This window comes from Brevundimonas sp. EU05-FHT14B07, from assembly GCF_058790795.1.
Window position 1 is genome coordinate 341955 of the sequence record NZ_JBYTCZ010000003.1, and the last position, 24632, is coordinate 366586.

Sequence of the window (24632 nt, forward strand, 5' to 3'; positions counted from 1 at the left end):
TGCCTCGCTATTCGGCGGCCAGGGTCTGGAGCTTGCGCTCCGCGCCCTCGCCGCCTTTACCGTGGGGTTTCAGGGGGAAGATCATGCACACGCGTGCGCCGCGCAGGGTCTTGGCGTCGGCCAGCTTCAGCTCGCCGCCGTGGTCCTCGCAAATGCGTTTGACGATGGCCAGGCCCAGGCCCGTGCCCTTCTCGCGCGTGGTCACATAGGGTTCGGTCAGGCGATCGCGGTCGCGAGCCGGCAGACCCACGCCGTCGTCCTCGATGACGAAGGTGGCGAAGCCGTCCTCGATCGTCAGCGACGCGATGACGCCCGCACGATCCGACGCCGCAGCTTCGCCAGCGGCAAGCCGTTGCGCCGCAACCGACTCGCCCGCGTTTTTGAGGATGTTGATCAGCGCCTGCCCAACCATGCGGCCGTCGGCCTCCATTGTCGTCTTGGGCAGGGGCTCGGTGATGTCGACCACGATGTCCGGCGCGGCGACCCGCTGGGCGAACACCGCCTCGCGCAGCATTTCGGCCGGGTTCTCGGGCGCGAAACGCGGCGCCGGCATGCGGGCGAAGGACGAGAACTCATCGACCATGCGACCGATGTCTCCGACCTGGCGGATGATGGTGTCAGTACACCGGTCGAAGATTTCGACATCCTCGCCGATCCGCGCGCGGTATTTCCGCTTCAACCGCTCGGCCGACAGCTGGATCGGCGTCAGCGGGTTCTTGATCTCATGGGCGATGCGACGGGCCACGTCGCGCCAAGCCGCGTTTCGCTGGGCCGTCACCAAGCGGGTGATGTCGTCGAAGGTCAGGACCATCTCGCCACCGAAGCCGCCCTCGATCCGAACGCGCAGCCGCCGCGTGTCTCCGCCCCGGCTGACGTCGATGTCTTCCTCGATATGGGCCTCGGCGCGCCGAACCAGATCGCTCAGCTCTGGCGACAGGGCCGCGAGTTCGTGACCCAGAACCTCGGCGTCGTCGATGTGAAGCAGTTGCAGGGCGCTGTCGTTGATCGCCGACACCCGCCCACGCTTGTCCAAGCCGATGACACCGGCGCTAACGCCCGACAGCACCGTCTCGATGAACCGGCTGCGATCATGCGCCTCGTCGCTCGCGGCTTTCAGCGCGGCCTGCTGAGCCTGCAGATCGCCGGTCATGCGGTTGAAGGCGTCCGAAAGGGTGGCGATTTCGGCCGGGGCGCCGTCGCTGTCGACCCTTGCGGTGAAGTCGCCGCCCGCGACCTGTCCCGCCGCCTTCACCAAGCGACCAATGGGCGCGGAGATGCTGCTGGCTGCCGACATTCCCAGCCACACCGCCCCGACCAGCACCAGCAGCGCCGTTTCCAGATAGCTGAGAATAAAGGCTGACTGAATCCGCGCGCGGCTTTCCTGAGCCTCTCGATAAGCCTGGATCGACTGAACCGACGTGTTCATTCGCGCCACAAGGCCGTCCTGAAGCGGACGCACCAGATAAAGATAGGCGTCGCCATAGGACGGCAGGGCGATGATCGACCGGACGGCGTCTGGATGCTGCGTGACGGTTTGCGGAGGCTGCCCGCCTTCAGCTGCGGCCGCGAGTTCATCGCGCGGCGGCGCAAGATAGGGAGGAGCGCCCGTCTTTTCAGCGCGAGCCAGCACCTCGCCCTTACCATCCAGAATGTAGATGGCGGGATAGCCGAAGATGTCTCCAACTTGACCCAGAGCGTCGTTAAACTGAATGCGATCAGCGAACAGACTTCTGGCGCTTCCCAACTGATCCGAAATAGTGACCAGGTCAGCATCCATCGCGGCCGACACGTCCTGGATATAGGCGCGTCCCACGATCGCTCCGTTCTCGACCGAGGCCTGGACGTTCTGGCTGAACCACTGGTCCACGCCCCGATTGACCAGAACGCCGAACACCAGGGCGATCAGCACCGACGGGACCAGGGCCACCATCGAGAACAAGGCGACGAACCTCAGGTGAAGGCGCGATCCGGCTTCGTCAGTGCTGCGCACCAGCGTCAGCACGCGCCGGCCGACGATGATGGCCAGGCCTGAAATCAGCAGCAGATTGGCCGCCAGCACGATCAGGGCGATCTGGCTGCTCGATCCGCGCGCCGAGCCCGATGTCGCGCCCGGCGCGACCGCCACCAGCCAGATAGCCGCAGCCGTGATCGCGACAGCCAGAAAAAACGCCAGTCCGAAGCCGGTCCGCGCCCGTTCGCTATCGACCCACCCCCAGAACGACCCGTCGTCCGACGCGAGGTCGGGCAAAGCGGTGCGTGCTGAAGGCGTATCCGTCATGCCACAGCAGTCTCCAACACCTGTGGCCCATTTTCAACAGCAGACTTACCCAACCGAGGCAAATCCGGCCGCCACAGTTCGCGCATGGCGTCTTCGACGGCCATCGGATCGTCCAAGCGGCAAATTCTTGCCTTCGCCTCACGACGGTGTTGCGGATCGGCCGGCCACGGCGCCTGTTCGATGTACCAGCCCAGATGTTTGCGGAACATCTTCAGACCCAGCGGCAACCCATAGAAGTCGGCCGACGCCCGCAGATGCTCGATCACGATCGTCAGACGCTCTTCAGGTCCGGGTTCCTCCAGCGCCACACCGTCGATCAACGCCCGCTCAAGATGCGCCGCCAGCCATGGCCGGCCATAGACGCCACGTCCCAGCATCAATCCGTCCGCGCCGGACTGCGCCAGGGCCTGGCGCGCTTCATCCGCGGTGATGATGTCGCCATTGACGATGACCGGGATGCCGACCGCCGCCTTCACCGTCCCGACCGCATCCCAATCCGCTTGCCCAGTATAGAACTGCTTTCGCGTCCGGCCATGCACCGTGACGGCCTTCACGCCGATCTGTTCCGCGCGGCGGGCCAATTCGGCGGCGTTCCGGTTCTCGTCGTCCCAGCCCAGCCGCATCTTGACCGTCACGGGCCGATCGGTCGCGTTGACCGCCGCCTCCATGATCCGACAGGCCAGATCGGGCGTCCGCATCAGGGCCGAGCCGGCAGCCGAGCCCGTGACCTCCTTGGCCGGACAACCGAAGTTCAGGTCGACGATGTCCGCCCCGGCCTTTTGCGCCATGCGTGCGCCCTCGCCCATCTGTTCGGGATCGCGCCCGACCAGCTGGATGACGGTCAGCGGCAGGCCGGCTCCCACGGCGGCACGCCGCACGACGTCCGGCCGCGCCCGCGCCAGTTCCTTTGCGGCCACCATCTCCGTGGCGACATAGGCGGCGCCCAGTCTGGAGGCCAACACGCGGAACGGCAGGTCGGTCACGCCGGTCATCGGCGCCATCAGCACCTGGCCGGGCACAATCACATCGCCGATTTGCAAGGTCTTGGGCATTTCCGTCTTTCGCCGCATCGCAGCCGCCCTCGTCAAGCACGACCGCGGCGCTTTGATGGTTTCGCCCCGTCGCCGCGCGCACTATCAAGGCCGCCATGACATTCTCGGGCATCATCGTCGCAGCCGGTTCCGGCTCGCGCGCCGGCGGCGACAAACAGTGGCGGGACCTGGGTGGAAAGCCCGTGCTGCGCTGGTCAGCCGAGGCCTTGCTGAACGCTGGCGCCGACGAACTGATCGTCGTGGTCGCCCCTGACGCCGTTGACCGTGTGGCCGAGGTGCTGTCCGGTTTGCCGCGTTGGAAAGCCGTCGTCGGTGGAGCCGCCCGCGCCGATTCGGTCCGCGCCGGGCTTGCAGCCCTGAGCTTTCCGGCAGATCAGCCGGTGTTGATCCACGACGCCGCCCGCCCCCTGCTGGATCGCGCCGTCATCGACCGTCTGCTTTCGGCCCTTGAAACTTCGGACGGCGCCCTGCCCGCCCTGCCTGTCGCCGACAGCCTTCGGCGTGGCGAGGCGGGAATCATGACCGACGTGGTTGATCGCGACGGTCTGTGGCGCGCCCAGACGCCTCAAGCCTTCCGCCGGGTCGTGATCGAGAGCGCCTATGCCGCCTGGTCGGACGCCGAGGGTCCGACCGACGAAGCCGTCGTCGTGCAGCGCAACGGCGGCGCGGTGGCCCTGGTTCAGGGCGACGCACGTCTGATGAAACTGACTTATCCCGAGGATTTCGCCATGGCCGAAGCTCTGCTGCCCCAAGCGCAGCGTTATCAGACCCGCATCGGCTCCGGCTATGACGTGCATCGCTGGGGACCGGGCGGGTCCGTCTGGCTGTGCGGGATCGAGGTGCCGCACGATCAAACGCTGATTGGCCACTCCGACGCGGACGCCGGTCTCCACGCCCTGACCGACGCCATCCTGGGCGCCATCGCGGCTGGCGACATCGGCGACCATTTTCCGCCGACGGATCCGAAATGGAAAGGCGCCTCGTCGGACCAGTTCCTGATCCACGCCGCCGAACTGGTCGCGGCGCGCGGCGGCCGCATCGTCAATGTCGACGTCACCCTGATCTGCGAACGCCCCAAGGTGAAGCCGCACCGCCAGGCCATGCGCGACCGGATCGCCGGACTTCTGAACCTTCCGCTCGACGCGGTCAGCGTCAAGGCGACCACGACTGAAGGGCTTGGTTTCACCGGACGCGGCGAGGGTCTGGCCGCCCAGGCTGTGGCGACTGTGGAAACGCCAGTCGCCTAGCGCGCCGCCATCTTCATCTGACGCACCAGCGATCCGAACAGATTGACGTAGTCGTCCGTCCACGGACGCACCGTCGTCGGCGACAGCTTGCGCCAACGCGCATCGTCCCTGAAGCCCTCCAGCGCCGCCGGACTCTTGCCGATCAGCAGGGCCTCGGTCGAGGCCTCGGCCATGTCGCCTTGGCCCGACTGCTCGATATAGACCTGGTGCAGGTGCGGGACCTTCAGGGCCTGCGCCGCCGCCTCGGCCGGCAGGGTAATCTCCAGATTTCGGTTCGACAGATGCAGCACAACGACGCCGTCGGGCGCCAGCAGCCGCAGATAGCCGCGGATCGCCTCCACCGTCAGCAAATGGGTCGGCACAGCGTCGGACGAGAAGGCGTCGATGACCAACAAGTCGTAGGATCCCGCCGGCTCGCGATCCATCGTCAGGCGGGCGTCCCCCAGAACCGTCCGAACCGGCCCATCGGCGCAGCCATTGATGAAGCTGAACCATTGGGGGTCGCGCGACAGCCGATCCACCATCGGATCGATCTCGAAGAAGGTCAGTTGGTCCTGGGCGCGCTTGTAGGCGGCCATGGCGCCCGAGCCCTGCCCCACCACGCCGACGCGCGCGCCGTCCAGCCGCCTCGTCTGCATCTGCAGCATCGCCTGCCCCAGCGGCGTCGAGGTCGCGTAATAGAGCGTCGGCTGACAGCGGTTCGACGGCGCCTGGGCCTGGGCGCCATGCAGGGTCGTGCCGTGCATCAGCACATGGACCGGCCCGCCCATCAGCGGATCGTCGATCTTGGCCACTCGCATCACGCCAAAGAAGCTGCGTTCCGACAGGGCCCAGTCATAACCGCGCGCCAGATGATAGCCTGACCAGACGATGGCGGCCAAAACGATCGTGAACATCACCGCCCGATCACGGACCAGGAAGGCGAACAGGGTCGCGATCCCCAGGATGGCTTGCGCGATCCGCACCAGTTCGGCGTCGGGGATGGCCGCGCGGATGTCCGGCGCATACCGGACCGCCTCCATCGACAGCGGCCCCAGAAGAGCGATGACCACGCCGGCGACGCAGCAGATGATCTCCCACGGCCTGATCTCGCGACGGCTCCACGGCCGCAGTAGTCCGACCGCCACCAGCACCAGCGGATACTCCCACACCATGTCGAAAACGGCCGGCGCGATCAGGCCATTGAACAGTCCGCCGACCACGCCGCCTAGCGACAGCAACAGATAGAATTCGGTCAGCCGATCCGGCGCCGGCCGCCGCGCCGCCAGCCTTTGGTGACACATCAGCGCGGTAAAGAAAAAGGCCGCCAGATTGATGGTGAACACCAGCAGCCATTCGCCTGTCCGGAACGCAATCAGGGCGGCGCAGGCCGCTGCCGCCGCCGCCTGCAAACCAAGGCCGATGGCTGGCGAAATCGCCGGCCGGGTCTGGAAAGCGATGACAAACGTCAGCAGATAGAGCGCGAGCGGTATGACCCACAGAAAGGGCGCCGAAGCCACATCCGTCGTCAGATGCGCCGTCACCCCCAGCATCAGACTGGACGGCGCGGCGGCCAGCAGGAGCAACATCCCCTTTTCGCGCCAGGCGATCGGCGGGCTGGCCTCAAGCGGCGCGGGCTCCGCCGTCCCGATCTCGCGTCGTCGCCAGACCTGAACGCTCAACCCTACAACCATCACCACGAACAGCCCATAGCCGACGCTCCAGCTTAGGCGCTGATCCGACAGGCTGGCCAGCGGCTCGATCACGACCGGATAGGCCAGCAGGGCCAGGAAACTGCCCAGGTTCGAGGCGGCGTAGAGAACATAGGGGTTCTGGCCGTCTGCATGTCCGGCCCGCACACGCGCATACCAGGCCTGAAGCAGCGGCGCAGTCGCCGACAACACCGCGAACGGCGCGCCGATCGACACCGCCAGCGTCGCCAGCAGCCACATCGCCGGTTGGGACGGATCGGGATCACCCAACAGGCCGCTGATCTGCAGGGGCAGGAAAAACGCCGCCACGATCAGCAGGCCCAGGTGAACCCCGACCTGCGCCCGCATCGTCGCCAAACGTTGCAGCAGGTGCGCATAGCCATATCCGGCGAGCAGCGCGGTTTGGAAGAACACCATCGACGCGTTCCAGACCGAAGGCGATCCGCCCAGGGTCGGCAACAGCAGCTTGGCCGCCATTGGCTGGACGACAAAGACCAGACAGGCCGATGTGAAGATGGCGACGGCGAACAGGATCGGCGCGATGCGATCCGATGTCGGGGCGGCGGGGCGTAACGGATCGACAGCCTCGGTCATGCCTCTGGTTAGAGCGGGGTTCGCGGCCTATGAAAAGACCATGTTTTCCCAAGATATCGAGCACCTGGCGCAACAGATTGTCGCAACAGCCAGCGAGCGCGGCCTGATGCTGGCGACGGCCGAAAGCTGCACGGGCGGGCTGGTGTCCGCTGCGATCACGGCCATCCCCGGTTCGTCAGCGGTTCTGGATCGCGGCTTCGTCACCTACAGCAACGAGGCCAAGGTCGAGATGCTGGGCGTGTCGCTGGAAAGCCTGTCCGTCCACGGCGCCGTGTCGCAAGCCGTCGCAGTGGCGATGGCTGAGGGCGCCGTGGCGCACTCGCGCGCCTCCGTCTCTGTGTCCGTAACAGGCGTGGCCGGACCGGGCGGCGGATCGGTCGATAAACCCGTGGGTCTGGTCCACTTCGCAGCCTCAGGCCCACAAGGCGTCGTTCACCGTGTCGAGCGGTTCGGCGACCTCGGCCGCGACGACATTCGCCAAGCCAGCGTTCGTGTGGCGCTGGAACTGCTGGCGGATCGGCTCGCGTGAGCGACCCTGTCGTCATAGACGCCAGGGGTCACCGCTGCCCTGTTCCCAGCCTGAAGCTCATGAAGGCGTTGGAAACCGCCTCGCCCGGCGCGCGGATCGTGCTGCTGGCCACCGACCCGATGGCCCGGATCGACGTGCCGTTTCTGATGTCTCAGAAAGACGGGCGCGTGCTCGAGATCGACGAGGCCGACGGCCTTCTTCGCATTACGATCGAGACCGGCGCCCGGCCCTACGCTCCGACAGATTGACGACATCGGCCGGCGGCGTGTCGGCGATCGCGCGCGCCTTGGCCGCCAGTTCCATCTCGGTGGCGAACGCTCCGCCGTAAAAGATGGCGTTGACGTTCCACGACAGCCAGATCAGCAGCACCACCACGGCGCCGACCGATCCATAGGTGGCCCCCAGCGGCGCGATCTGCTCGACATAGATGGCGCACAGCCATGACGACACGACCGACATCAATGTCGCCACCAAACCGCCCGCCGTCGCCGGCAGCCAGGCGACCGGCGTCCTGTGGCTCATGGCGTAGCGGTAAAGCAGGGTCAGTCCGATGACCAAGCCGATAGCGGGCAGGAAGGCGTCCAGCGGCGCCATGCCGCTGCGCCCAGGTAGGCCGGCGGCCGACGACGACGCATGCGCCATAATGCGCACGGTCACGACCGCCCCCGACACGACCGTGAACAGCGCAAAGGCGAAGATGGCCACAAAGAAGGCCAGCAGATTGAACTTGAAGAAGCCGTGCGGCTCGGTCTCGTCATGGATCAGGTTCAATCCCGCCAACAAGGCCTTGAAACCTCGGTGCGCGGCATAGGCGCCGACGAACAGGGCGAAGGCGCTTTGAGCGGAAACCGTCCGCGCCGATGCATTGCTCAAACGCGTGATCTCGCCCTGAAAAATGGTCTGCGCCGCCTTGGGCAGCAGGTCCGACAAGGCGGTCGCCTGCGCGCTGACTTCGCTGATCGACAGACCCAGCTTGTAGAAGCCGATCAGGATGGCGATCGCCGGAAACACGGCCAACAGGGCGAAGAAGGACACGCCGCCCGTATAGAGCATGACGTCGCGCCCCCAGCTGCGGGTGAACGCTCGCACGGCCAGCCCGCCCCAGAACCCGGGCGCTTTCAGGACCGACCGTGTCAGTTGCTCACTCAAATCGGTCCCCACAACCGTTGCACAAGCGGCGGAACCTAGCGGATTTCGTCTGCGGCGAAAGTCTCATCCGCGTGAGGACAATCATTCGCGATCCGGCCGCATCCCTTTGGCGGACGACATTGCATCCTTAACACCCTCGTCGCTATGGTCCGCGCGTTTCCGGCCGGCTATTGGCGCGGCGACTTTTGGAGACGATCGGCTTGGCTTTCGACGCGCGCGTATTGATCCTGGCGGCTGACGATGGCCGGATCGGGCCGCTCGCTGCGGGTCTGGACGCGCTGGGCTGGACGACGGTGACCGCCCGTGACGTCGTCTCCGCTGAGATGACGCTTCAGGACTTTCCGCTCGAAGCCGCCGTCATCGATATCAACACCTTCGACGCCGACGTGGCGTCACGCCTTCGCGCCGCCGCCGAGCCGCGCCGCCTGCCCATCGTAGTCATCGGCGCCCGCCCTGATTCGGTAAAGGGTGCGGATCTGACCATGTCCACGCCGCCGCATCCGGCCCAGGCCGCCTTGCGCCTGGAGCAGTTGGGCCGGGCCGCCATCGCCGAGGAAGAATATCGGCTGCGCGTCACCACCTTCGCCACGCGCGGGGTCGGCTTGGACAAAAGGGCCGACGACGATGGTCCCTTGCGTGTGCTGGCCGCCGGCGTCGCGGACCGGCGCTTTCTCGCCCTGTCGAACGCCCTGACTGCGGCCGGTGTCGAGGTGGTCGCGGCGCCGACGCCCTACACCGCCTTCGACTATCTGCACGAAAGCCCGTTTGACGCCGCCGTTCTGTGGGGCGCCGAAGACCATGCGCCGGCCCTGTCGATCGCGGCGGGCATGAAGCGCAACACGCGCCTCTATCATATTCCGCTGATGCTCTATCTGCGCGGCAGGAACGAGATCAGCTTGGCTGAACTGTTCAATCGCGGCTTCGCCGATGTCGCGTCCGCCGACACGCCCGAGGGCGAAACGGCCGAGCGGATCCTGGCCCTGGCCGGCGCGCACCGCATTCATCTGGGCATCCGAAAGACGTTGGACTCGGTCCGCAGCCTGGAAGTGATGGACCCGGAAACGGGCCTGTTCACGCCCGAACTGTTCGCAAGCCACCTGGGCCGTGTCGCCGAGGCCTCGCGCGCGCGCAAGCGCCCACTTTCCGTCTGCGTACTGAGGGTGCGCGAAACCGAATCCGTCACCTGGGCGCGTCAGGGCGGTTGGCTGGATCGCGCCATGCCGCAGATCGGGGCCATGGTTTCGCGCCTTGTCCGTGTCGAGGACACCCCTGCCCGCTTGGCCAAGGAGGTCTTCGCCCTCGCCCTGCCCGCGACCCACGCTGAACCGGCGCGTCTGGCTGCAGAGCGAATCGCCGCCGTGATCGGCTGCACCGCCTTCGACGCCGGTCCAGACAGGTCGCCGTTCGTCGCCGAGTTCGACGTCGGCGCCGCCGAGATGCGCCCCGACGAAAGCGCCGCCGCCCTGCTTGAGCGCGCCTCGGCCGACCTGTTCGAAAAGACGCGCTGAGGGGCTTTACGCCCCCGCCACCCGCGCCAGATCGGCAGTGATCCGCTCGGCCACCTTCAGACGCTCTTCCGCCGTCGGCCAATCGCCCGAAACGACGATCTTCTGATCCGGCCGAATTTTCCAGAAGGCGTGGTTCTTCTGGATCAGCCCGACCAGTCCCGCCGGATTGGGGAAGCTGTTGTCGCGCAACGTCAGGACCGCACCGCGCGGTCCGATGTCGATCTTCTCGATGCAGGCCTTGCGGCAGTTCGACTTGATGCCGACGATCTTCAGCAGTTGCTGCGCCTCATCCGGCAAGGGCCCGAAACGGTCGATCAGTTCGGCGGCCAGGGCTTCGCGATCCTCGGCCTGTTCGGCGTCGGAAAGACGACGATAGAGGCTGAGACGCACGTTCAGGTCTGGCACGTAATCTTCTGGAATGAGGACAGAAGCACCGACATTGATCGACGGCGACCAACCACGATCCACGGCCTGTCCCTCGCCCTTCTCGCGCAACTCCGCCACGGCGTCTTCCAGCATCTGCTGGTACAGTTCGACGCCGACCTCGCGGATGTGGCCCGACTGTTCGTCGCCCAGCAGATTGCCGCCGCCGCGCTGGTCCAGGTCGTGGCTGGCCAGTTGGAAGCCGGCGCCCAGATTGTCCAGCGACTGCAGAACCTGCAACCGCCGCTCGGCTGACAAGGTCATCGGCTTGACCGCATCGGTGGTCAAATAGGCGAAGGCTCGGGCCTTGGACCGCCCGACCCGACCCCGGATCTGATACAGCTGCGCCAGGCCGAACATGTCGGCGCGGTGCACGATCAGCGTATTCGCCGTCGGAATGTCCAACCCGCTCTCGACGATCGTGGTGGAGACCAGGACGTCATATTCCCCGTCGTAGAAGGCGCTCATCACCGCTTCCAGCTGGGTCGCACTCATCTGGCCGTGACCGACGACGAACTTCACCTCGGGGACATGTTCGCGCAGGAACTTCTCGATGGCGGGCAGGTCCTTCAGGCGCGGCGCGACGTAGTAGGCCTGACCCCCGCGATATTTCTCACGCAGCAGGGCCTCACGCACCAAGACCGGATCCCACGGCGTGACGTAGGTCCGCACCGCCAGGCGATCGACCGGCGGGGTGGCGATGATCGACATCTCGCGGATGCCCGACAGCGCCATCTGAAGCGTGCGCGGGATCGGCGTGGCGGTCAGGGTCAAGAGATGCACGTCGGCGCGCAGCGTCTTCAGCTTCTCCTTGTGCTTGACGCCGAAGTGCTGTTCCTCGTCGACGATGACCAGGCCCAGGTCGCGGAAGCCGACCTGTTCGCTCAGCACCGCATGGGTGCCGACGACGATCTCGACCGAGCCGTCCTTCAGCCCAGCGCGCGTCTCCGCCGCCTCCTTGGACCCCACCATCCGCGACAACTGACGCACCTTGACCGGCCAGCCGGCGAAGCGTTCGGTGAAGGTCTTGTAGTGCTGGCGGGCCAGCAGGGTCGTCGGCGCGACGATCGCCACCTGCTGCCCCGTCATGGCGACGACGAAGGCTGCCCTTAGCGCCACCTCGGTCTTGCCGAAGCCGACATCGCCGCAGATCAGGCGATCCATCGGCGTGCCCTTGCCCAGATCTTCCAGCACATCGCCGATGGCGTTCAGCTGATCGTCGGTCTCCTCATAGGGGAAGCGCGCGCAGAACTCGGCGAACAGACCCGGCGGCGGCGTGACCGCATCGGTCTCGCGCAGCGCCCGTTTGGCGGCCAGAGCGATCAGCCCCTCGGCCATGGCGCGCAGACGTTCCTTGGCCTTGGCCTTTCTGGCCTGCCAGCCTGCGCCGCCCAGTTTGTCCAGTTGGACGCCCTCGGAGTCCGAGCCGTATCGAGTCAGAAGGTCAATGTTTTCAACCGGCAGATAAAGTTTGCTCTCACCGGCGTAGAACAGCTCTAGACAGTCGTGCGGGGCCTGCTGGATTTCCAGCGTCTTCAGCCCTTCATAGCGGCCGATCCCGTGATCCAGGTGAACCACCAGATCGCCCGTCGTCAGGGCCGACGCCTCCGCCAGGAAGTTCGAGGCGCGGCGCTTCTTGCGCGGTCGCGCCAGACGATCACCCAGGATGTCGGTCTCCGAAATGACCGCCACGGCGTCGGTGACGAAGCCATGCTCAACCGGCAGGACGCCGCGCAGATAGAGGTCCTTCGGCGCCGCCTGAACGTCGGCCCAGTCGCGCACGGCGACGATGTGATCCAGCCCATGGTCGGCCAACATGGTCGCCAGCCGCTCCGACGATCCTTCGGTCCAGGAGGCGAACAACACCCGCTTGCCGTCGGCCTTCAGCGCCGCCGCATGGGCCGCCACCGCCTCGAACAGATTGACGCTGTCCTGCGCCCGCTCGGCGGCGAAGGTTCTGCCCAACCGTCCGCCGGCATCCTCGCCTCCCGTGGAGAAGGGCGTGAAACGACGCACGGCGCGACCCGCCAGCGCCTGGTTCCAGTCTCCGGCGTCCAGATAGAGCCGCTTTGGCGGCAAGGCGCGATTGGCGCTGGCTTGTCCTTTGGCCTTGGCCGCCTCGGCGCGCGCATCATAGGCGTCCGCCACCAGATCCCATCGCTCGGCGCGGGCCGTCTCGACCTGGTTGTCGAGGAAGATCGCCGCGTCGTCCGGCAGATAGTCGAACAGGCTGTCCAAGGTCTCATAAAACAGCGGCAGCCACTGTTCCATGCCCTGACGCCGCGCGCCCTCGCTGATCGTCGCATACAGCGGGTCGTCGCCCGGCGCGCCGAACAGGTTCAGATAACCCGTGCGAAAGCGCGAGATGGCGGCCGCATCCAGCAGCGCTTCCGACACCGGCGCGAGGGACACGGACGTCATCTGGCCGGTCGACCGCTGCGTTTCGGGATCGAAGGTGCGGATCGATTCCAGCTCGGATCCGAACATGTCCAGCCGGACCGGCTCCTCGAAGCCAGGCGGATAGACGTCGACGACCCCGCCGCGCACCGCGAACTCGCCGCGCTCCGACACGGTCGAGGCCCGGACATAGCCGTTGGCGGCGAAATAGCGCTCCAGCGCCTGGATATCGAGATCGCGTCCGACCTTGGTTTCGAACCCGGCCTGTGTCGTGACCGACTTGGGCGGGGTGCGTTGCATGGCCGCCGACACCGTCGTCACGACCAGAACCGGCGCATCGCCGGGCTTGCGCATCGCCAGTCGCGTCAGCGTCGCCATGCGCTGCGCCGCGATTCCCGCCGTGGGGCTCAGTCGGTCATAGGGTAGACAGTCCCACGCCGGATAATCCAGGACTTCAATACCTTTCGAGAAGAACTGAAACGCTTGAACGAAGCTGCCCGACCTCTGAAAGTCGCGTGCGACGAACAGGCCGACACCGCCCCCGGCCTTGATCCGTTCGGCGACGATCAGCGCGTCCAACCCCTCGGGCGCGCCGCCCAGATCGGCGTCGGTCCGGTGTTCGACCTTGGCGTCCATCAGCCGATTCCCTTGCCGACTTCGGCCGCGACGTGGGCGCGCATGAAGGCGCGCACCTTGGCCATCACCGGCGTCTGGAATTCGGGCGGCGTCGGATCACGCTCGATGATCCAGCCGTAAAGCCACTGATCTTCCTCGTCGATCAGCCGTTCAAACTGGTCCAGTTCCGCATCGGTCAGCGTTGGCGCGACCTGATCTGAAAATGGACCCAGAACCATATCAGCCTCGCGAAAGCCCCGCCGCCAGGCGCGGAACTGAATGCGTCCCAGCCGCTGCCTGCGCTCAGGCGTCATCTGCTCAGGGGTCATTTCGCTTTCGGGACGCGCGTCGATTTCGGCCACAAGAATCCTTGCCCGTTAAAAATGCCGATGCGCTCAAGCAGCGATCCGCCGCGCGGAGAGCGATAGCGCATCAGGAATGTGAGAAGCGCAGATAGCGTTCCTGAACGCACTTCGCCACCCGTCATGGTCACGCTATGTTCACGGCGATGCGTCCGCAGATTCTCTTTCCCCTGTTCGCCGAGGTCTCGACCCTTAAGGGCGTGGGCCCTCGCGTCCTGCCTCTGGTGCAAAAGGTGGCGGGCCCGCTGGTTCGCGATCTGCTGTTCCTCAGCCCGTCCGGCGTCATCGTACGCCGCCCTGCTGAGGCCGCCACCGCGGTCGATGGCGAGGTGGGCGTCTTCACCGTGACCATCGACCGCCTCTTCACCCCCAGCCGTCCTGGCGCGCCGCTAAAAGTCCGGGCCAGCGATCCAACGGGCTTCGTGCATCTGGTATGGTTCGGCGGTTCGCCCCAGCACATCGACCGGCTGTTGCCGCGTGGCGAAACGCGGTTGGTCGCGGGCAAGGTCGAAAGGTTCAATGGCGAGGTCCAGATCGTCCATCCGGACATCGTCACGCCAGACAAGGCCGCCGACATTCCGGCGTCCGAACCCGTCTATCCGGCGACGCAGAGCCTCAGTTCGCGCCAGTTGCGCAAACTGATCCAGGCCGCCCTGCCCGCCGCGCCCGATCTACCGGAATGGCAGGACCCCGCCTGGCTGAAGAAGCAGAACTGGCTGGGTTGGCGCGCCGCTCTGGACGCCCTGCATGCCCCCACAGGCGAGATCGACCTGTCGCCCGATGCCCCGGTCCGCCAGCGCCTGGCCTATGACGAGTTCCTGGCCCATCAGTTGGCTCTGGCCCGTCGTCGTCGCGCCCGCGAGATCAGGCCCGCCCCCGTCATCGTCCCCGGCGCAGCGTCCGAACAATTGCTCCAGGCCCTGGCCTTCCAGCTGACCAAAGCCCAGGCCCAGGCCGTCGCCGAAATCCGTCGTGACCTGGCGTCGGGCCAGCAGATGGGCCGATTGCTGCAAGGCGATGTCGGCTCGGGCAAGACCGCCGTCGCCGCCCTGGCGCTGGCCGACGCCGCTGCCAGCGGTTTCCAATCCGCACTCATGGCCCCGACCGAAATCCTGGCGCGCCAGCATTACGAGAAGCTCGGCCCCATGCTGGACGCAGCCGGCGTCGCCGCCGTCCTGCTAACGGGTCGCGACACCCCGGCGCAACGACGCGAGAAACTGGCTGCCCTGGCCTCGGGTTACGCCCAGGTCGCCATCGGCACCCACGCCCTGTTCCAGGACGCCGTCCGCTTCGACCGCCTGGCCCTTGCCGTCATCGACGAACAGCACCGATTCGGCGTGAACGAGCGCCAGCGGCTGCAAGCCAAGGGCGACCCGCGCCTGGGCGCCGTGCATCTGCTGACCATGTCGGCCACCCCCATTCCCCGCACGCTCGAACTGACGCAGTACGGCGAGCTGGAGGTCAGTCGCCTGATGGAGAAACCGCCCGGCCGCACCTCCGTCACAACCGCCGTCCTGCCTTTGGCCCGCATCGGCGAGGTCGCCGCCCGCCTGAAGAGCGCCGTCGAAAGCGGCGCCCAGGCCTATTGGATCTGTCCTCTGGTTGAGGAATCCGAGGCCATCGACCTGGCCGCCGCCGTCGATCGCGCCGACGATCTGCGGCGCCTGCTGGACGTGGAGGTCGGCCTCGCTCACGGCCAGATGCCGGGCGCAGAGCGCGAGGCTGTCATGGCCGACTTCGCCGATAGCCGCCTGCCGGTTCTCGTCGCCACCACGGTGGTCGAAGTCGGCGTGGACGTGCCCAACGCCTCGATCATGGTTATCGAACACGCCGACCGTTTCGGTCTGGCGCAGTTGCACCAATTGCGCGGCCGCGTCGGTCGCGGCGCCAAGGCCAGTTCCTGCATCCTGCTGTATGGCGGTCAGGACGGCGCCCTCGGCGAGACGGCGAAAGAGCGGCTCGAAACCCTGCGTCGCACCGAGGACGGATTCGTCATTGCCGAGGAAGACTTCCGCCTGCGCGGCGGCGGCGATCCCCTGGGCCTGAAACAGAGCGGTTTTCCCGCCTACCGATTCGCTGACCCGATCCGCCACCGCAGCCTGATGCTGGCGGCCGCCGACGATGCGCGGCTGATCATGAACCGCGATCCTGATCTGACGTCGGAACGCGGTCAGGCGGTGCAGGTGCTGGAAGAGCTATTCGACTGGAAAAACCACAAGGCCGGCGCAAGCTAGCCGATCACTCGGCTCCAGCCATCGAATCCGACCTCGACGTTGTCAGGAACAAGCGCCGACAACGCCTTGTAATCCATATCGATGTGCAGGTTCGTCAGCACCGCGCGCTCCACGTTAGCCGCGGCGATCCACGCCAGGGCCTGGTCCAGATGAGCATGGGTCGGATGCGGCGCGTAACGCAGTGCATCCACGATCCAGAGCTTGCAGCCGGCCACCGCCGCCAGGGCCGCCTCGTCCAGATCGGACACATCGCTGGAATAGGCCACGTCGCCCAACCGATAGCCGACAGAGCGGATCGGCCCGTGCGCCTGGTCGAAGGTCGTGACCGGGATCGAGCCGCCCGCCCCCTTGACGGACCAGGCCGTGCCATGCGGCGGAATGATCCGTCCGTCCAGCAGCGGCGGATAACCGAACTTGCTCTCGAAGATGTAGTCGAACCGATGCGTCAGCGAGCCGTGCGTCGCTTCATCCATCCACGCCGGTATCCGCTTCCTGGCCCGCGCGGCGAAGGTGCGCAGGTCGTCGATGCCGTGGGTCTGGTCCGCATGATCGTGGGTGTAGAGAACCGCATCCACATGTTTCGTGCCGCTGGCCAGCATCTGTTCGCGCAGGTCCGGCGAAGTGTCGATCAGGACAGTGGTCACCCCCTCCGGCCCGGTCTTCCTCGCCAGCATCGAACAGCGCGTTCGCCGGTTCTTGGGCTCGTCCGGGTCGCAGGCGCCCCAGTCGCCGTCTCCGCGCGGCACCCCGCCCGACGATCCGCTGCCCAGAATGACGACGTCGAAACTCATGCAGGCCTGGGTATCCGGTCAAAGAGGCCGAAGAAGGCCTCGGTCGTGATGCGGTCCGCCTCCTCGGCGCTCCAGCCTCGGATTTCGCCCAGCTTGTCCAGCACATGGCCGATGTAGGCCGGCTCGTTGCGCCGTCCACGATGCGGAACGGGCGCCAGATAGGGGCAGTCGGTTTCGACGATGATCCGGTCGCCCGGCATATCGCGGATCACCGCCCGCACGTCCTCGGCCGCCTTGAAGGTCGCAATGCCGGATACCGAGAACCACGCGCCCATTTCAGCAGCGATTTTGGCCAGTTCCGCCCCACTCGTATAGCAGTGCATCAACATCTTGAACGGCCCCGCCGCATACTCCTCGCGCAGGATCGACGCCATTAAACCGTCCGCCTCACGCGTGTGGATCACCAGCGGCAGGCCGGTTTCGCGCGCCGCCTTCACATGCTGCCGGAACAAGGCCGCCTGCACCTCGCGCGGGCTGAAGTCGTAGTGGAAATCCAGACCGCATTCGCCGATGCCCACAATCTTGGGCCGCTGGGCCAGATCGATCAGTGTCGCCGCCGTCAGGTCCGCTGCATCCTTGGCCTCGTGCGGATGCACCCCGACCGTGCACCAGATGTCCTCATGGGCCATGGCGATGCCGTGCGTCGCCTCGAACGTCGTCAGCTTGTCCGAAATCTCGACCATCAGCCCGACGCCCGCCGCGCGCGCGCGCGCGATCACGGCGTCCCGGTCCTCGTCGAACTGCGGCGCGTGCAGGTTCACGTGACTGTCGATCAGCATCAGCCCATCCGCTCCTGCTGGGCTTGAACCCGCTTCAGGTCCGCCAGCGCGCCGGCCAGCACATCGGCCTTATCCAAGTTCAGCCCCGCCGCCCGTTCCGGCAGCGGCTGCAACCGCTCCCACAGTTCGGCCCATCGATTGCCGGCGCCGGGTGCGCTCTGTAAGGCGCGCATACGGACCGCCGCGATCAGCCGATCCATCAGCGTCTCGAACCGCTCCTGCCCCTCGGCGCCGCGGAACCGGTCGGCGATGGCCAGGGCTTCGGCCCGGTCCACGTCGCCCTCGACCCATCGCCGCGCCAGCTGGTCCATCTCGAACGTCGCGCCGGACGCCAGGGCCAGGGCCGCCCCCGGCGATCCGCCCGCCATGATCGCCGCATGTTCGGCGTCCTCACGCTCCGCGCCCGTCCGATTGCGCACCAGGGTCTCCAGCCGATCCGGCGTCCAGATCGGAAAGCTCAACCGCCGGCACCGCGACCGGATCGTCGCCAGCAACCGCCCCGGCGCATGGGTCACCAGAAACAGCACGCCGCGCTCGGGCGGCTCCTCAAGAACCTTCAGCAAGGCGTTGGCGGCATTGAGATTCAGGTCATCCGCCGCATCGATGATCGCCACCCGAAACTGGGCTTGCGACGGGCTCTTCGAAAAGAACTCCGGCAGTTCACGCGACTGATCGACCGAGATCGACTTCTTGGTCTTGCCCCCTTCGACCAGGCGTTCCAGCACCAGCAGGTCCGGATGCGACTGGGCCGAGATCAGCCGGCTGACCGGATCATCGCGCCGCGCGCCCAGCGGCCCGGACGCCGGATTGGCCGCCGCGCCCAGCAGTCGTCGCGCCGCGCGATAGGCGAACGTCGCCTTGCCCGTCCCCTCGACCCCGCACAGCAGCCAGGCGTGGTGCAACCGCCCCCGCTCCCAGGCGTCCAGAAACGCCGTCTCCGCCGCCGCATCGGGAACCAGGTCGAACCGGTCGCGGGGGTGATCGTCGCTCACAGCAGCCGATCCTGAACCGCCTGCCAGACCCGCGCCTCGACCTCGTCCAGCAATCCGACCGCGTCGATCAGCACGCAACGCTGCGGATTGGCCTCGACGATCCTCAGAAAGCCCTCGCGCAGCCGCTGATGGAACTCCAGACCCTTGGATTCGAACCGCGTCTCGAACAGGCCGCGCCCGAACGCTCGCTCCAGCCCGACCTCGACCGGCAGGTCGAACACCAGCGTCAGGTCCGGCTGGTCGTCCCCGACCACGCCCGCGTCAATCTGTTCGATGAAGCTTTGGGCCACGCCGCCGCCTGCGCCCTGATAGGCCCGGCTGGAATCGGCGAACCGGTCGCACACCACCCAGTCGCCGGCCGCCAGCGCCGGACGGATGGTCCGCTCCAGATGGTCCGACCGCGAGGCGTACATCAGCAAGGTCTCGGTCATGGCCGACCACGGCTCCGCGTCCGTGGCCACCACCAGATTGCGGATCACCTCCGCGCCCCTGGAGCCGCCGGGTTCACGCGTGCGCACGACCTTGCGCTCGCCCAGCGTCGCCTGCAGCCGGGCGACCAGCCGCCCGACCTGGGTCGATTTGCCGGCGCCCTCGCCGCCTTCGAAGCTTATGAATTGTCCACGGGTCACGCGCCTTCATGGCGCGCCGACGCCGCCCGGCGCAAGCCCGCCCGCGCGATCAGCTGCCGGATATCAACAGGGCGCCCGCATAACCTCGCGCCACGACCGACTGACGCGCCGCCTCGGCGGCATTGGCGCTGTCCCACGGCCCCACCACCACATTGAACCCCCCCGCGCCCCGATCGGCCCGCACCCAGCCGCTCAGGCTGTCAGCGATTCGCCCGGCCTCGACCTGGTCCGAGAAACTGCCCGCCTGGACCCAGAAGGTCGTCACCTCCGCAACCACGGCCGGCGCGGGGGCGATAACGGGCGTGCTGACGGGCGTGTTGGCCGGAACCGCGCCTCGCGGCGTCGGCGCTGACGCCCGCAACAGCGTGCCCCCGCCCTGCTGCGGCGCCCGGCCGAGGTAGCGCACCCGCACCCGCCCCACGCCCTGCGACAGCATTCCCAGTTCGCTCGCCGCCTCGCGCGACAGATCTATGATCCGGCTGTCCACGAACGGCCCCCGGTCATTGATCCGCACCACCAGCCGGCGCCCGTTCTCCAGGTTCGTCACCTCGACCAGACCGGGCAGAGGCAGGGTCTTGTGCGCCGCCGTCAGGGCATGCATGTCGAACCGCTCGCCGGTCGAGGTTGGCCGCCCGTTGAAGGCGTCGCCGTACCAGGACGCCATCCCGACCTCTTCGTAATCCGGCTGTTCCTTGGGCGTGTACCAGCGCCCGCGCACCTGATAGGGCCGCATCGTCCCCGACACGATCGGCGCCGGGTCCTTGACGACCGGCGGATGGTCCTCGCCACGCCCGGCGACCGTCCCGCGCACGCCCGCGCCGCCGACGGTGGAACAGGCGGCCAGCAGCGAAAACAGCCCCAGGATCAGCGCGCCGCGCACTCCCTGTCCAAACGTCATCGATCCGCCTCGCAAAAAATACGAAAACAGGATGACCGAAGACATTTCCGCTTTGGTTAATGACCCGTTCGCCTGCTATGGCGTCCGCCTCCGCTGCGGCGGCAAGGAAGTGTGGCCGAGTGGTTTAAGGCACTGGTCTTGAAAACCAGCGACGGTGAGAGCCGTCCGTGGGTTCGAATCCCACCGCTTCCGCCACTAACGCTCGGCGCTACAAAGCAGCAGATCGCAACTCAAAGCACTTGACTGGAAAACGTCTAGGTTGAATGACGAGAGTCATCACGGGGGTGACCATGTCAAATCAATCGACCGGCCTGAGCGCCGACACGCAGGCGCTGATGGCGTTCGAGTCAAACAAGAAGTCGGCAGGCGTCGCCTATCTACTTTGGTTTTTCACGGGCGGCGTCGGTGGGCATCGCTTCTACGCGGGCCGCACGGGTTCCGCTGTGGGCCAACTCATGCTTACGATCCTGGGCTGGGCGACCATTTGGTTTGGCCTAGGCTTCGTCTTTCTCGGCGCGCTCGGCATTTGGTTGTTGGTTGATGTCTTCCTTCTGAGCGGCATCATCCGCGCCTACAATGCCGACCTGATGCTTCGACTAAATGCGGCGCCTCGTCGGGAAACTGCGTCTGCGGACGACCTCGCTAAATTCGCGGCTCTGCGCGATAGCGGCGCGATTTCCAACGACGAGTACGAATCCCAGAAGCGGCGCATTTTGGGTGTGCCCGGCAACGCCGTGGTCTGACGCGGCCGCGCGCCCTCATTAGCCCTTGCTATTGCCCCGTCTGCCGTTAGGAACCCGGCTCCCCTGCCTGGAGCCCTGCCATGACGGCGACGAAACCGATGACGATCGGGATCGACTTCGGCACGACCAATACGGTCGTGGCCCTGACCGATGCGGACGGCCTCGCCCATCTCGTGACCTTCGACGCGGTCGAGGGCCAGACGACCACCTTCCGCTCGGCGCTCAGTTTCCAGACCCATCCCGGCGTGGACGGCCAGCCGCCCGAGCGCGTGGTCGAGGCCGGCCCCTGGGCCATCGCCGCCTATGTCGAGGATCCGCTGGAGACCCGCTTCATCCAGTCGTTCAAGACCTTCGCCGCCAGCGCCGCCTTTACCGAGACCCGGATCGACAACAAACGCTACGCCTTCGAGGATTTGCTGGCCGCCTTCCTCTTGCGCCTGCGCCACCATGCCGGCGACGCACTGACGGACGCCCCGCCCGCCGTCATCGTCGGCCGTCCCGTCACCTTTGCGGGCGGCAATCCGGATGAGACCCTGGCCCTGTCGCGCTATCAGACGGCGTTTCAGCGGCTGGGCTTCACTGACATCCGCTATGCGCACGAGCCGGTCGGCGCCGCCTTCTATTTCGCACGCCAGCTGAAGGCAGACGCCACGGTCCTGGTCGCCGACTTCGGCGGCGGCACCAGCGACTTCTCGATCATCCGGTTCGAACATACGCCCGACGGCCTGCGCTCGACGCCGCTGGCGCGCTCGGGCGTGGGCGTGGCTGGCGACGCCTTCGACTACCGGATCATCGACCAGCTGGTCTCGCCCGAACTGGGCAAGGGCGGTCTGTACAGCTCCGTCGGCAAACAACTGCCGATTCCCCAGCGGTATTATTCCGCCTTCGCCCGCTGGGATCAGCTGGCCCTGCTACGCGCCTCGCGCGACATGCGCGACATCCGCGCCTTGGCCCGCACCGCACTGGAGCCGGAGAAGATCGAGCGTCTGATCGAGGTGCTGGACGACAACCACGGCCATGACCTGTACCGCGCCGTCTCAACGCTGAAGATGGCCCTGTCGGCCGACGACCAGGCGACCTTCCTGTTCCAGGCCGGCGGCGTCCATATCGAAAAGCCGGTCGCCCGCGCCGATTTCGAACGCTGGATCGCGCCGGAACTGGCCGCCATCGAGGGCGCGGTGGATCAGGCGATGGCCCGCAGCGGCCTGGCGCCCGACGCCATCGACCGCGTCTTCCTGACCGGCGGCACCTCCTTCGTGCCGGCCGTGCGGGCGCTTTTCCAGAACCGCTTCGGCGCCGATCGGATCGAGACGGGCGGCGAGTTCGAATCCATCGCCGCCGGCCTGGCCCTGATCGGGCGCGAGACGGATCTGGACCTGTGGAGCGAAAAGGCGGTCTAGAATCCCGACCCTAGAACCCTTGCGCCCGCGCCAACCGTTCGGCGTGGAAGCCGGCGTCTCCCAGCAGTTCGTTCAGCACCCTCACCCGCTTCATGAACAGGCCGACGTCGAACGCGTCGGTCATGCCGACCCCGCCGTGCATCTGAACCGCCTCCTGCACCGCCAGCTCGGCGACGCGCCCCGCCTTGGCCTTGGCGATGGAGGCCGCCAGCGGCGCGTCCTCGCGCCTCTCGTCGATGGCGATCTGGGCGCCGATCGTCGCCGCGCGCGCCAGCTCCAGCTCCGAGAACAGATGCGCGGCCCTGTGCTGCAACGCCTGAAACTCGCCGATCAGCTTGCCGAACTGTTTGCGGGTCCGCAGATAATCCATCGTCGTCTTGAACGCCTGATCGCCCGCGCCTGTCAGGCTTGAGGCCGCGCAGGCCCGCCCCAGGTGCAGCGCGCCATCCAGCAGCGCCTCCCCGCCCCCGACCGCGCCGATCACTGCATCGGCGTCAACCGCCACATCAGTCAGCGTGATCCGCGCCGCATTGTGCGCGTCCACCATCACCGTGCGCTCGACCGCGACGCCCGCCGTCGCCGGATCGACCAGGAACAGCGTCGTGCCCTCCTCAGCCGTCGCGACGACGATCAGGGCGTCGGCCACATGGCCGTCCAGCACAAAGGCCTTGGCGCCGTTCAGCTTGAAGCCGTTGCCCGCGCGCTCGGCCCTCGTGGTGATCCGCGACGGCGCGTGTTTCGCGCCCTCGTCCACCGCCAGCGACAGGATCGCCTCGCCCGCCGCGATCCTGGGCAGCCAGGCCTGCTGCGCCTGCGATCCGCCGTCGATCAGCACCTTGGCGGACAGGATCGACGATCCCAGATACGGCGACGGCGTCAGGGTGCGGCCCAGGCTCTCGGCGATCACCCCGGCTTCTACGGCGCCCAGCCCCATGCCGCCCAGCGCCTCTGGGATGATGACGCCGGCGAAACCCATCTCGCCAAAAGCCCGCCACAGGTCGCGCGACACCCCGTCGGCGTCACGCTCGTCCCGCAGCTTCCTCAGATGGGCGATCGGCGCCTGTTCGTTCAGGAAGCCGTCGGCGGCGTCCTGCAACATCGTCTGTTCTTCGGTCAGGATCAGCGGCATAGTCTCACGCTCCCGGCAGTTGCAGCAGGTGTTTGGCGATGATGTTCAGTTGAACCTCGCTGGTGCCGCCCTCGATGGAATTGGCCTTGGTCCGCAGCCAGTCGCGCGCCGCCTTGCCGTCATGCGACCGCTCGCCCTCCCATTCCAGCGCATCGGCCCCGCCCGCCGCCATAAGCAGCTCATGGCGCCGCTTGTTCAGCTCGGAGCCATAGTATTTCAGCATGGAGGCGATGGCCGGGTGCGCCTGTTTGGCCTTCACCTGATCGCCCACCCGCTCCATCGCCAGACGGAAGGCGGCGGCGTCAATCTCCAGGTCCGCGATCTGCGCGCGCAGCATCGGCTCGTCCAGACGCCCAGCTTCGTCGGCGCCGATGGCGTCCAGCGCCACCTGCCCCACAGGCCGCCCGCCGCCGACCTCGCCCATCGCGCCGATCATGGTCCGCTCGTGCGCCAACAGATATTTGGCCACGTCCCAGCCCCGGTTCAGCGTCCCGACCAGGTTTTCCTTCTCCACCCGGACATCGTCGAAGAAGGTCTCGCAGAAGGGCGACTTGCCTGAAATCAGGGTGATCGGCCGCGTCGTCACACCCGGCGTCTTCATGTCGAACAGCACGAAGCTGATGCCCAGATGTTTGGGCGCCTCGGGGTCCGTGCGCACCAGGCAGAAGATCCAGTCGGCCTTGTCGGCGTAGGAGGTCCAGATCTTCTGACCGTTGACGATCCAGTGGTCGCCGCGATCCTCGGCCCGCGTCTGGATGGACGCCAGATCCGATCCCGCGCCCGGCTCGGAGTAGCCCTGGCACCAGCGAACCTCGCCGCGCACGATCTCTGGCAGGAAGCGCTTCTTCTGCTCTTCGGTCCCAAAGGCCAGCAGCGCTGGGCCCAGCATCCAGACGCCGAAACTGGCCAGGGCCGGCTGGGCCTTGATGCGTCGCAGTTCGGAGGCCAGCACCTTGGCCTCCTCGCGGCTGAGACCGCCTCCGCCGTATGCCTTGGGCCATTCCGGCGCCGTCCAGCCCCGCGCGCCCATTCGCTCCAGCCACAGCTTGTGCGCCGGGGTCTTGAAGGTGGGATTTCGCCCGCCCCAGATCATCTCGTCGTCGGCCATCGGCCCGCGACACTCGGCCGGGCAGTTCGCCTCCAGCCAGGCGCGCGTCTCGGCGCGGAATTGCTCCAGATCGGTCATTCCTCG

At 66.9% G+C, this 24632-nt stretch carries 20 protein-coding genes and 1 tRNA gene; 8 read left to right on the forward strand and 13 right to left on the reverse strand.

From position 1 onward, the window contains the following. Positions 1-7: 7 nt before the first annotated feature. Both AC3WRC_RS09655 and dusB read right to left on the reverse strand, forming a co-directional pair. Entirely contained in the window at positions 8-2278 is a 2271-nt protein-coding gene (locus tag AC3WRC_RS09655) for a sensor histidine kinase NtrY-like (RefSeq protein WP_492303693.1), read from the reverse strand. Beyond that, positions 2275-3330, reverse strand: coding sequence for a tRNA dihydrouridine synthase DusB (dusB, locus tag AC3WRC_RS09660; protein WP_492303694.1), 1056 nt, complete (start codon positions 3328-3330; stop codon positions 2275-2277). Before dusB ends, AC3WRC_RS09655 begins: the two co-directional genes overlap by 4 nt. A 95-nt stretch (positions 3331-3425) precedes the next feature. Here dusB and AC3WRC_RS09665 point away from each other — a divergent pair, with 95 nt between their 5' ends. Next, entirely contained in the window at positions 3426-4577 is a 1152-nt protein-coding gene (locus AC3WRC_RS09665; RefSeq protein WP_492303695.1) for a bifunctional 2-C-methyl-D-erythritol 4-phosphate cytidylyltransferase/2-C-methyl-D-erythritol 2,4-cyclodiphosphate synthase, read from the forward strand. Here AC3WRC_RS09665 and AC3WRC_RS09670 read toward each other — a convergent pair. Beyond that, positions 4574-6862 (reverse strand): spermidine synthase, encoded by a 2289-nt coding sequence (locus AC3WRC_RS09670; protein ID WP_492303696.1) that lies wholly within the window; start codon positions 6860-6862, stop codon positions 4574-4576. The two genes, AC3WRC_RS09665 and AC3WRC_RS09670, sit on opposite strands and share 4 nt — an antisense overlap. Positions 6863-6902: 40 nt before the next feature. Between AC3WRC_RS09670 and AC3WRC_RS09675 the strand changes: the two genes are divergently transcribed. Beyond that, positions 6903-7391, forward strand: a complete 489-nt coding sequence (locus AC3WRC_RS09675) for a CinA family protein (RefSeq protein ID WP_492303697.1) — start codon at positions 6903-6905, stop codon at positions 7389-7391. Continuing rightward, entirely contained in the window at positions 7388-7639 is a 252-nt protein-coding gene (locus tag AC3WRC_RS09680) for a sulfurtransferase TusA family protein (protein ID WP_055805020.1), read from the forward strand. Before AC3WRC_RS09675 ends, AC3WRC_RS09680 begins: the two co-directional genes overlap by 4 nt. Here the strand turns inward: AC3WRC_RS09680 and AC3WRC_RS09685 are convergent. Beyond that, positions 7596-8540 (reverse strand): YihY/virulence factor BrkB family protein, encoded by a 945-nt coding sequence (locus AC3WRC_RS09685; protein WP_240893521.1) that lies wholly within the window; start codon positions 8538-8540, stop codon positions 7596-7598. The two genes, AC3WRC_RS09680 and AC3WRC_RS09685, sit on opposite strands and share 44 nt — an antisense overlap. Positions 8541-8740: 200 nt before the next feature. Here AC3WRC_RS09685 and AC3WRC_RS09690 point away from each other — a divergent pair, with 200 nt between their 5' ends. Beyond that, complete coding sequence (locus tag AC3WRC_RS09690) at positions 8741-10048, forward strand: diguanylate cyclase domain-containing protein (protein ID WP_055753775.1); 1308 nt, start codon at positions 8741-8743, stop codon at positions 10046-10048. Positions 10049-10054: 6 nt separating this feature from the next. Here the strand turns inward: AC3WRC_RS09690 and mfd are convergent, their stop codons facing one another. After that, the gene (mfd, locus tag AC3WRC_RS09695) at positions 10055-13504 is read right to left on the reverse strand and encodes a transcription-repair coupling factor (RefSeq protein WP_492303698.1); all 3450 of its coding nucleotides are present in this window, start codon (positions 13502-13504) and stop codon (positions 10055-10057) included. After that, entirely contained in the window at positions 13504-13845 is a 342-nt protein-coding gene (locus tag AC3WRC_RS09700) for an FAD assembly factor SdhE (RefSeq protein ID WP_165118683.1), read from the reverse strand. The genes mfd and AC3WRC_RS09700 overlap by 1 nt, the downstream gene beginning before the upstream one ends. 146 nt (positions 13846-13991) lie before the next feature. Here AC3WRC_RS09700 and recG point away from each other — a divergent pair, with 146 nt between their 5' ends. Continuing rightward, complete coding sequence (recG, locus tag AC3WRC_RS09705) at positions 13992-16079, forward strand: ATP-dependent DNA helicase RecG (RefSeq protein WP_492303796.1); 2088 nt, start codon at positions 13992-13994, stop codon at positions 16077-16079. Here recG and AC3WRC_RS09710 read toward each other — a convergent pair. From AC3WRC_RS09710 to AC3WRC_RS09730, 5 genes are read right to left on the reverse strand one after another with little or no spacing between them, the layout of a single operon-like run. Continuing rightward, complete coding sequence (locus tag AC3WRC_RS09710) at positions 16076-16870, reverse strand: MBL fold metallo-hydrolase (RefSeq protein WP_492303699.1); 795 nt, start codon at positions 16868-16870, stop codon at positions 16076-16078. The genes recG and AC3WRC_RS09710 overlap by 4 nt on opposite strands. Further along, complete coding sequence (locus AC3WRC_RS09715) at positions 16867-17649, reverse strand: TatD family hydrolase (protein WP_492303700.1); 783 nt, start codon at positions 17647-17649, stop codon at positions 16867-16869. Before AC3WRC_RS09715 ends, AC3WRC_RS09710 begins: the two co-directional genes overlap by 4 nt. Then, positions 17649-18641 (reverse strand): DNA polymerase III subunit delta', encoded by a 993-nt coding sequence (locus AC3WRC_RS09720; RefSeq protein ID WP_492303701.1) that lies wholly within the window; start codon positions 18639-18641, stop codon positions 17649-17651. Before AC3WRC_RS09720 ends, AC3WRC_RS09715 begins: the two co-directional genes overlap by 1 nt. Continuing rightward, positions 18638-19270 carry a dTMP kinase gene (tmk, locus tag AC3WRC_RS09725; protein WP_370451816.1) on the reverse strand — a complete coding sequence of 211 codons (633 nt, stop codon included), beginning with the start codon at positions 19268-19270 and terminating at the stop codon, positions 18638-18640. The genes AC3WRC_RS09720 and tmk overlap by 4 nt, the downstream gene beginning before the upstream one ends. 49 nt (positions 19271-19319) lie before the next feature. Then, complete coding sequence (locus AC3WRC_RS09730; protein ID WP_492303702.1) at positions 19320-20168, reverse strand: septal ring lytic transglycosylase RlpA family protein; 849 nt, start codon at positions 20166-20168, stop codon at positions 19320-19322. A 105-nt stretch (positions 20169-20273) separates the two neighbouring features. Between AC3WRC_RS09730 and AC3WRC_RS09735 the strand changes: the two genes are divergently transcribed. From AC3WRC_RS09735 to AC3WRC_RS09745, 3 genes are all read left to right on the forward strand, one after another. Further along, positions 20274-20363: transfer RNA gene (locus AC3WRC_RS09735), tRNA-Ser, on the forward strand. Between the two features lie 68 nt (positions 20364-20431). Further along, a complete protein-coding gene (locus tag AC3WRC_RS09740; protein WP_492303703.1) occupies positions 20432-20911 on the forward strand; it encodes an NINE protein in 480 nt (159 codons plus the stop codon). Between the two features lie 80 nt (positions 20912-20991). Further along, complete coding sequence (locus tag AC3WRC_RS09745) at positions 20992-22311, forward strand: Hsp70 family protein (RefSeq protein ID WP_492303704.1); 1320 nt, start codon at positions 20992-20994, stop codon at positions 22309-22311. A 10-nt stretch (positions 22312-22321) separates the two neighbouring features. Here AC3WRC_RS09745 and AC3WRC_RS09750 read toward each other — a convergent pair whose 3' ends face one another. Together AC3WRC_RS09750 and AC3WRC_RS09755 are read right to left on the reverse strand one after the other, a co-directional pair. Beyond that, a complete protein-coding gene (locus tag AC3WRC_RS09750) occupies positions 22322-23440 on the reverse strand; it encodes an acyl-CoA dehydrogenase family protein (RefSeq protein WP_492303705.1) in 1119 nt (372 codons plus the stop codon). A 4-nt stretch (positions 23441-23444) separates the two neighbouring features. Beyond that, the gene (locus AC3WRC_RS09755) at positions 23445-24626 is read right to left on the reverse strand and encodes an acyl-CoA dehydrogenase family protein (protein ID WP_492303706.1); all 1182 of its coding nucleotides are present in this window, start codon (positions 24624-24626) and stop codon (positions 23445-23447) included. Positions 24627-24632: the final 6 nt, after the last annotated feature.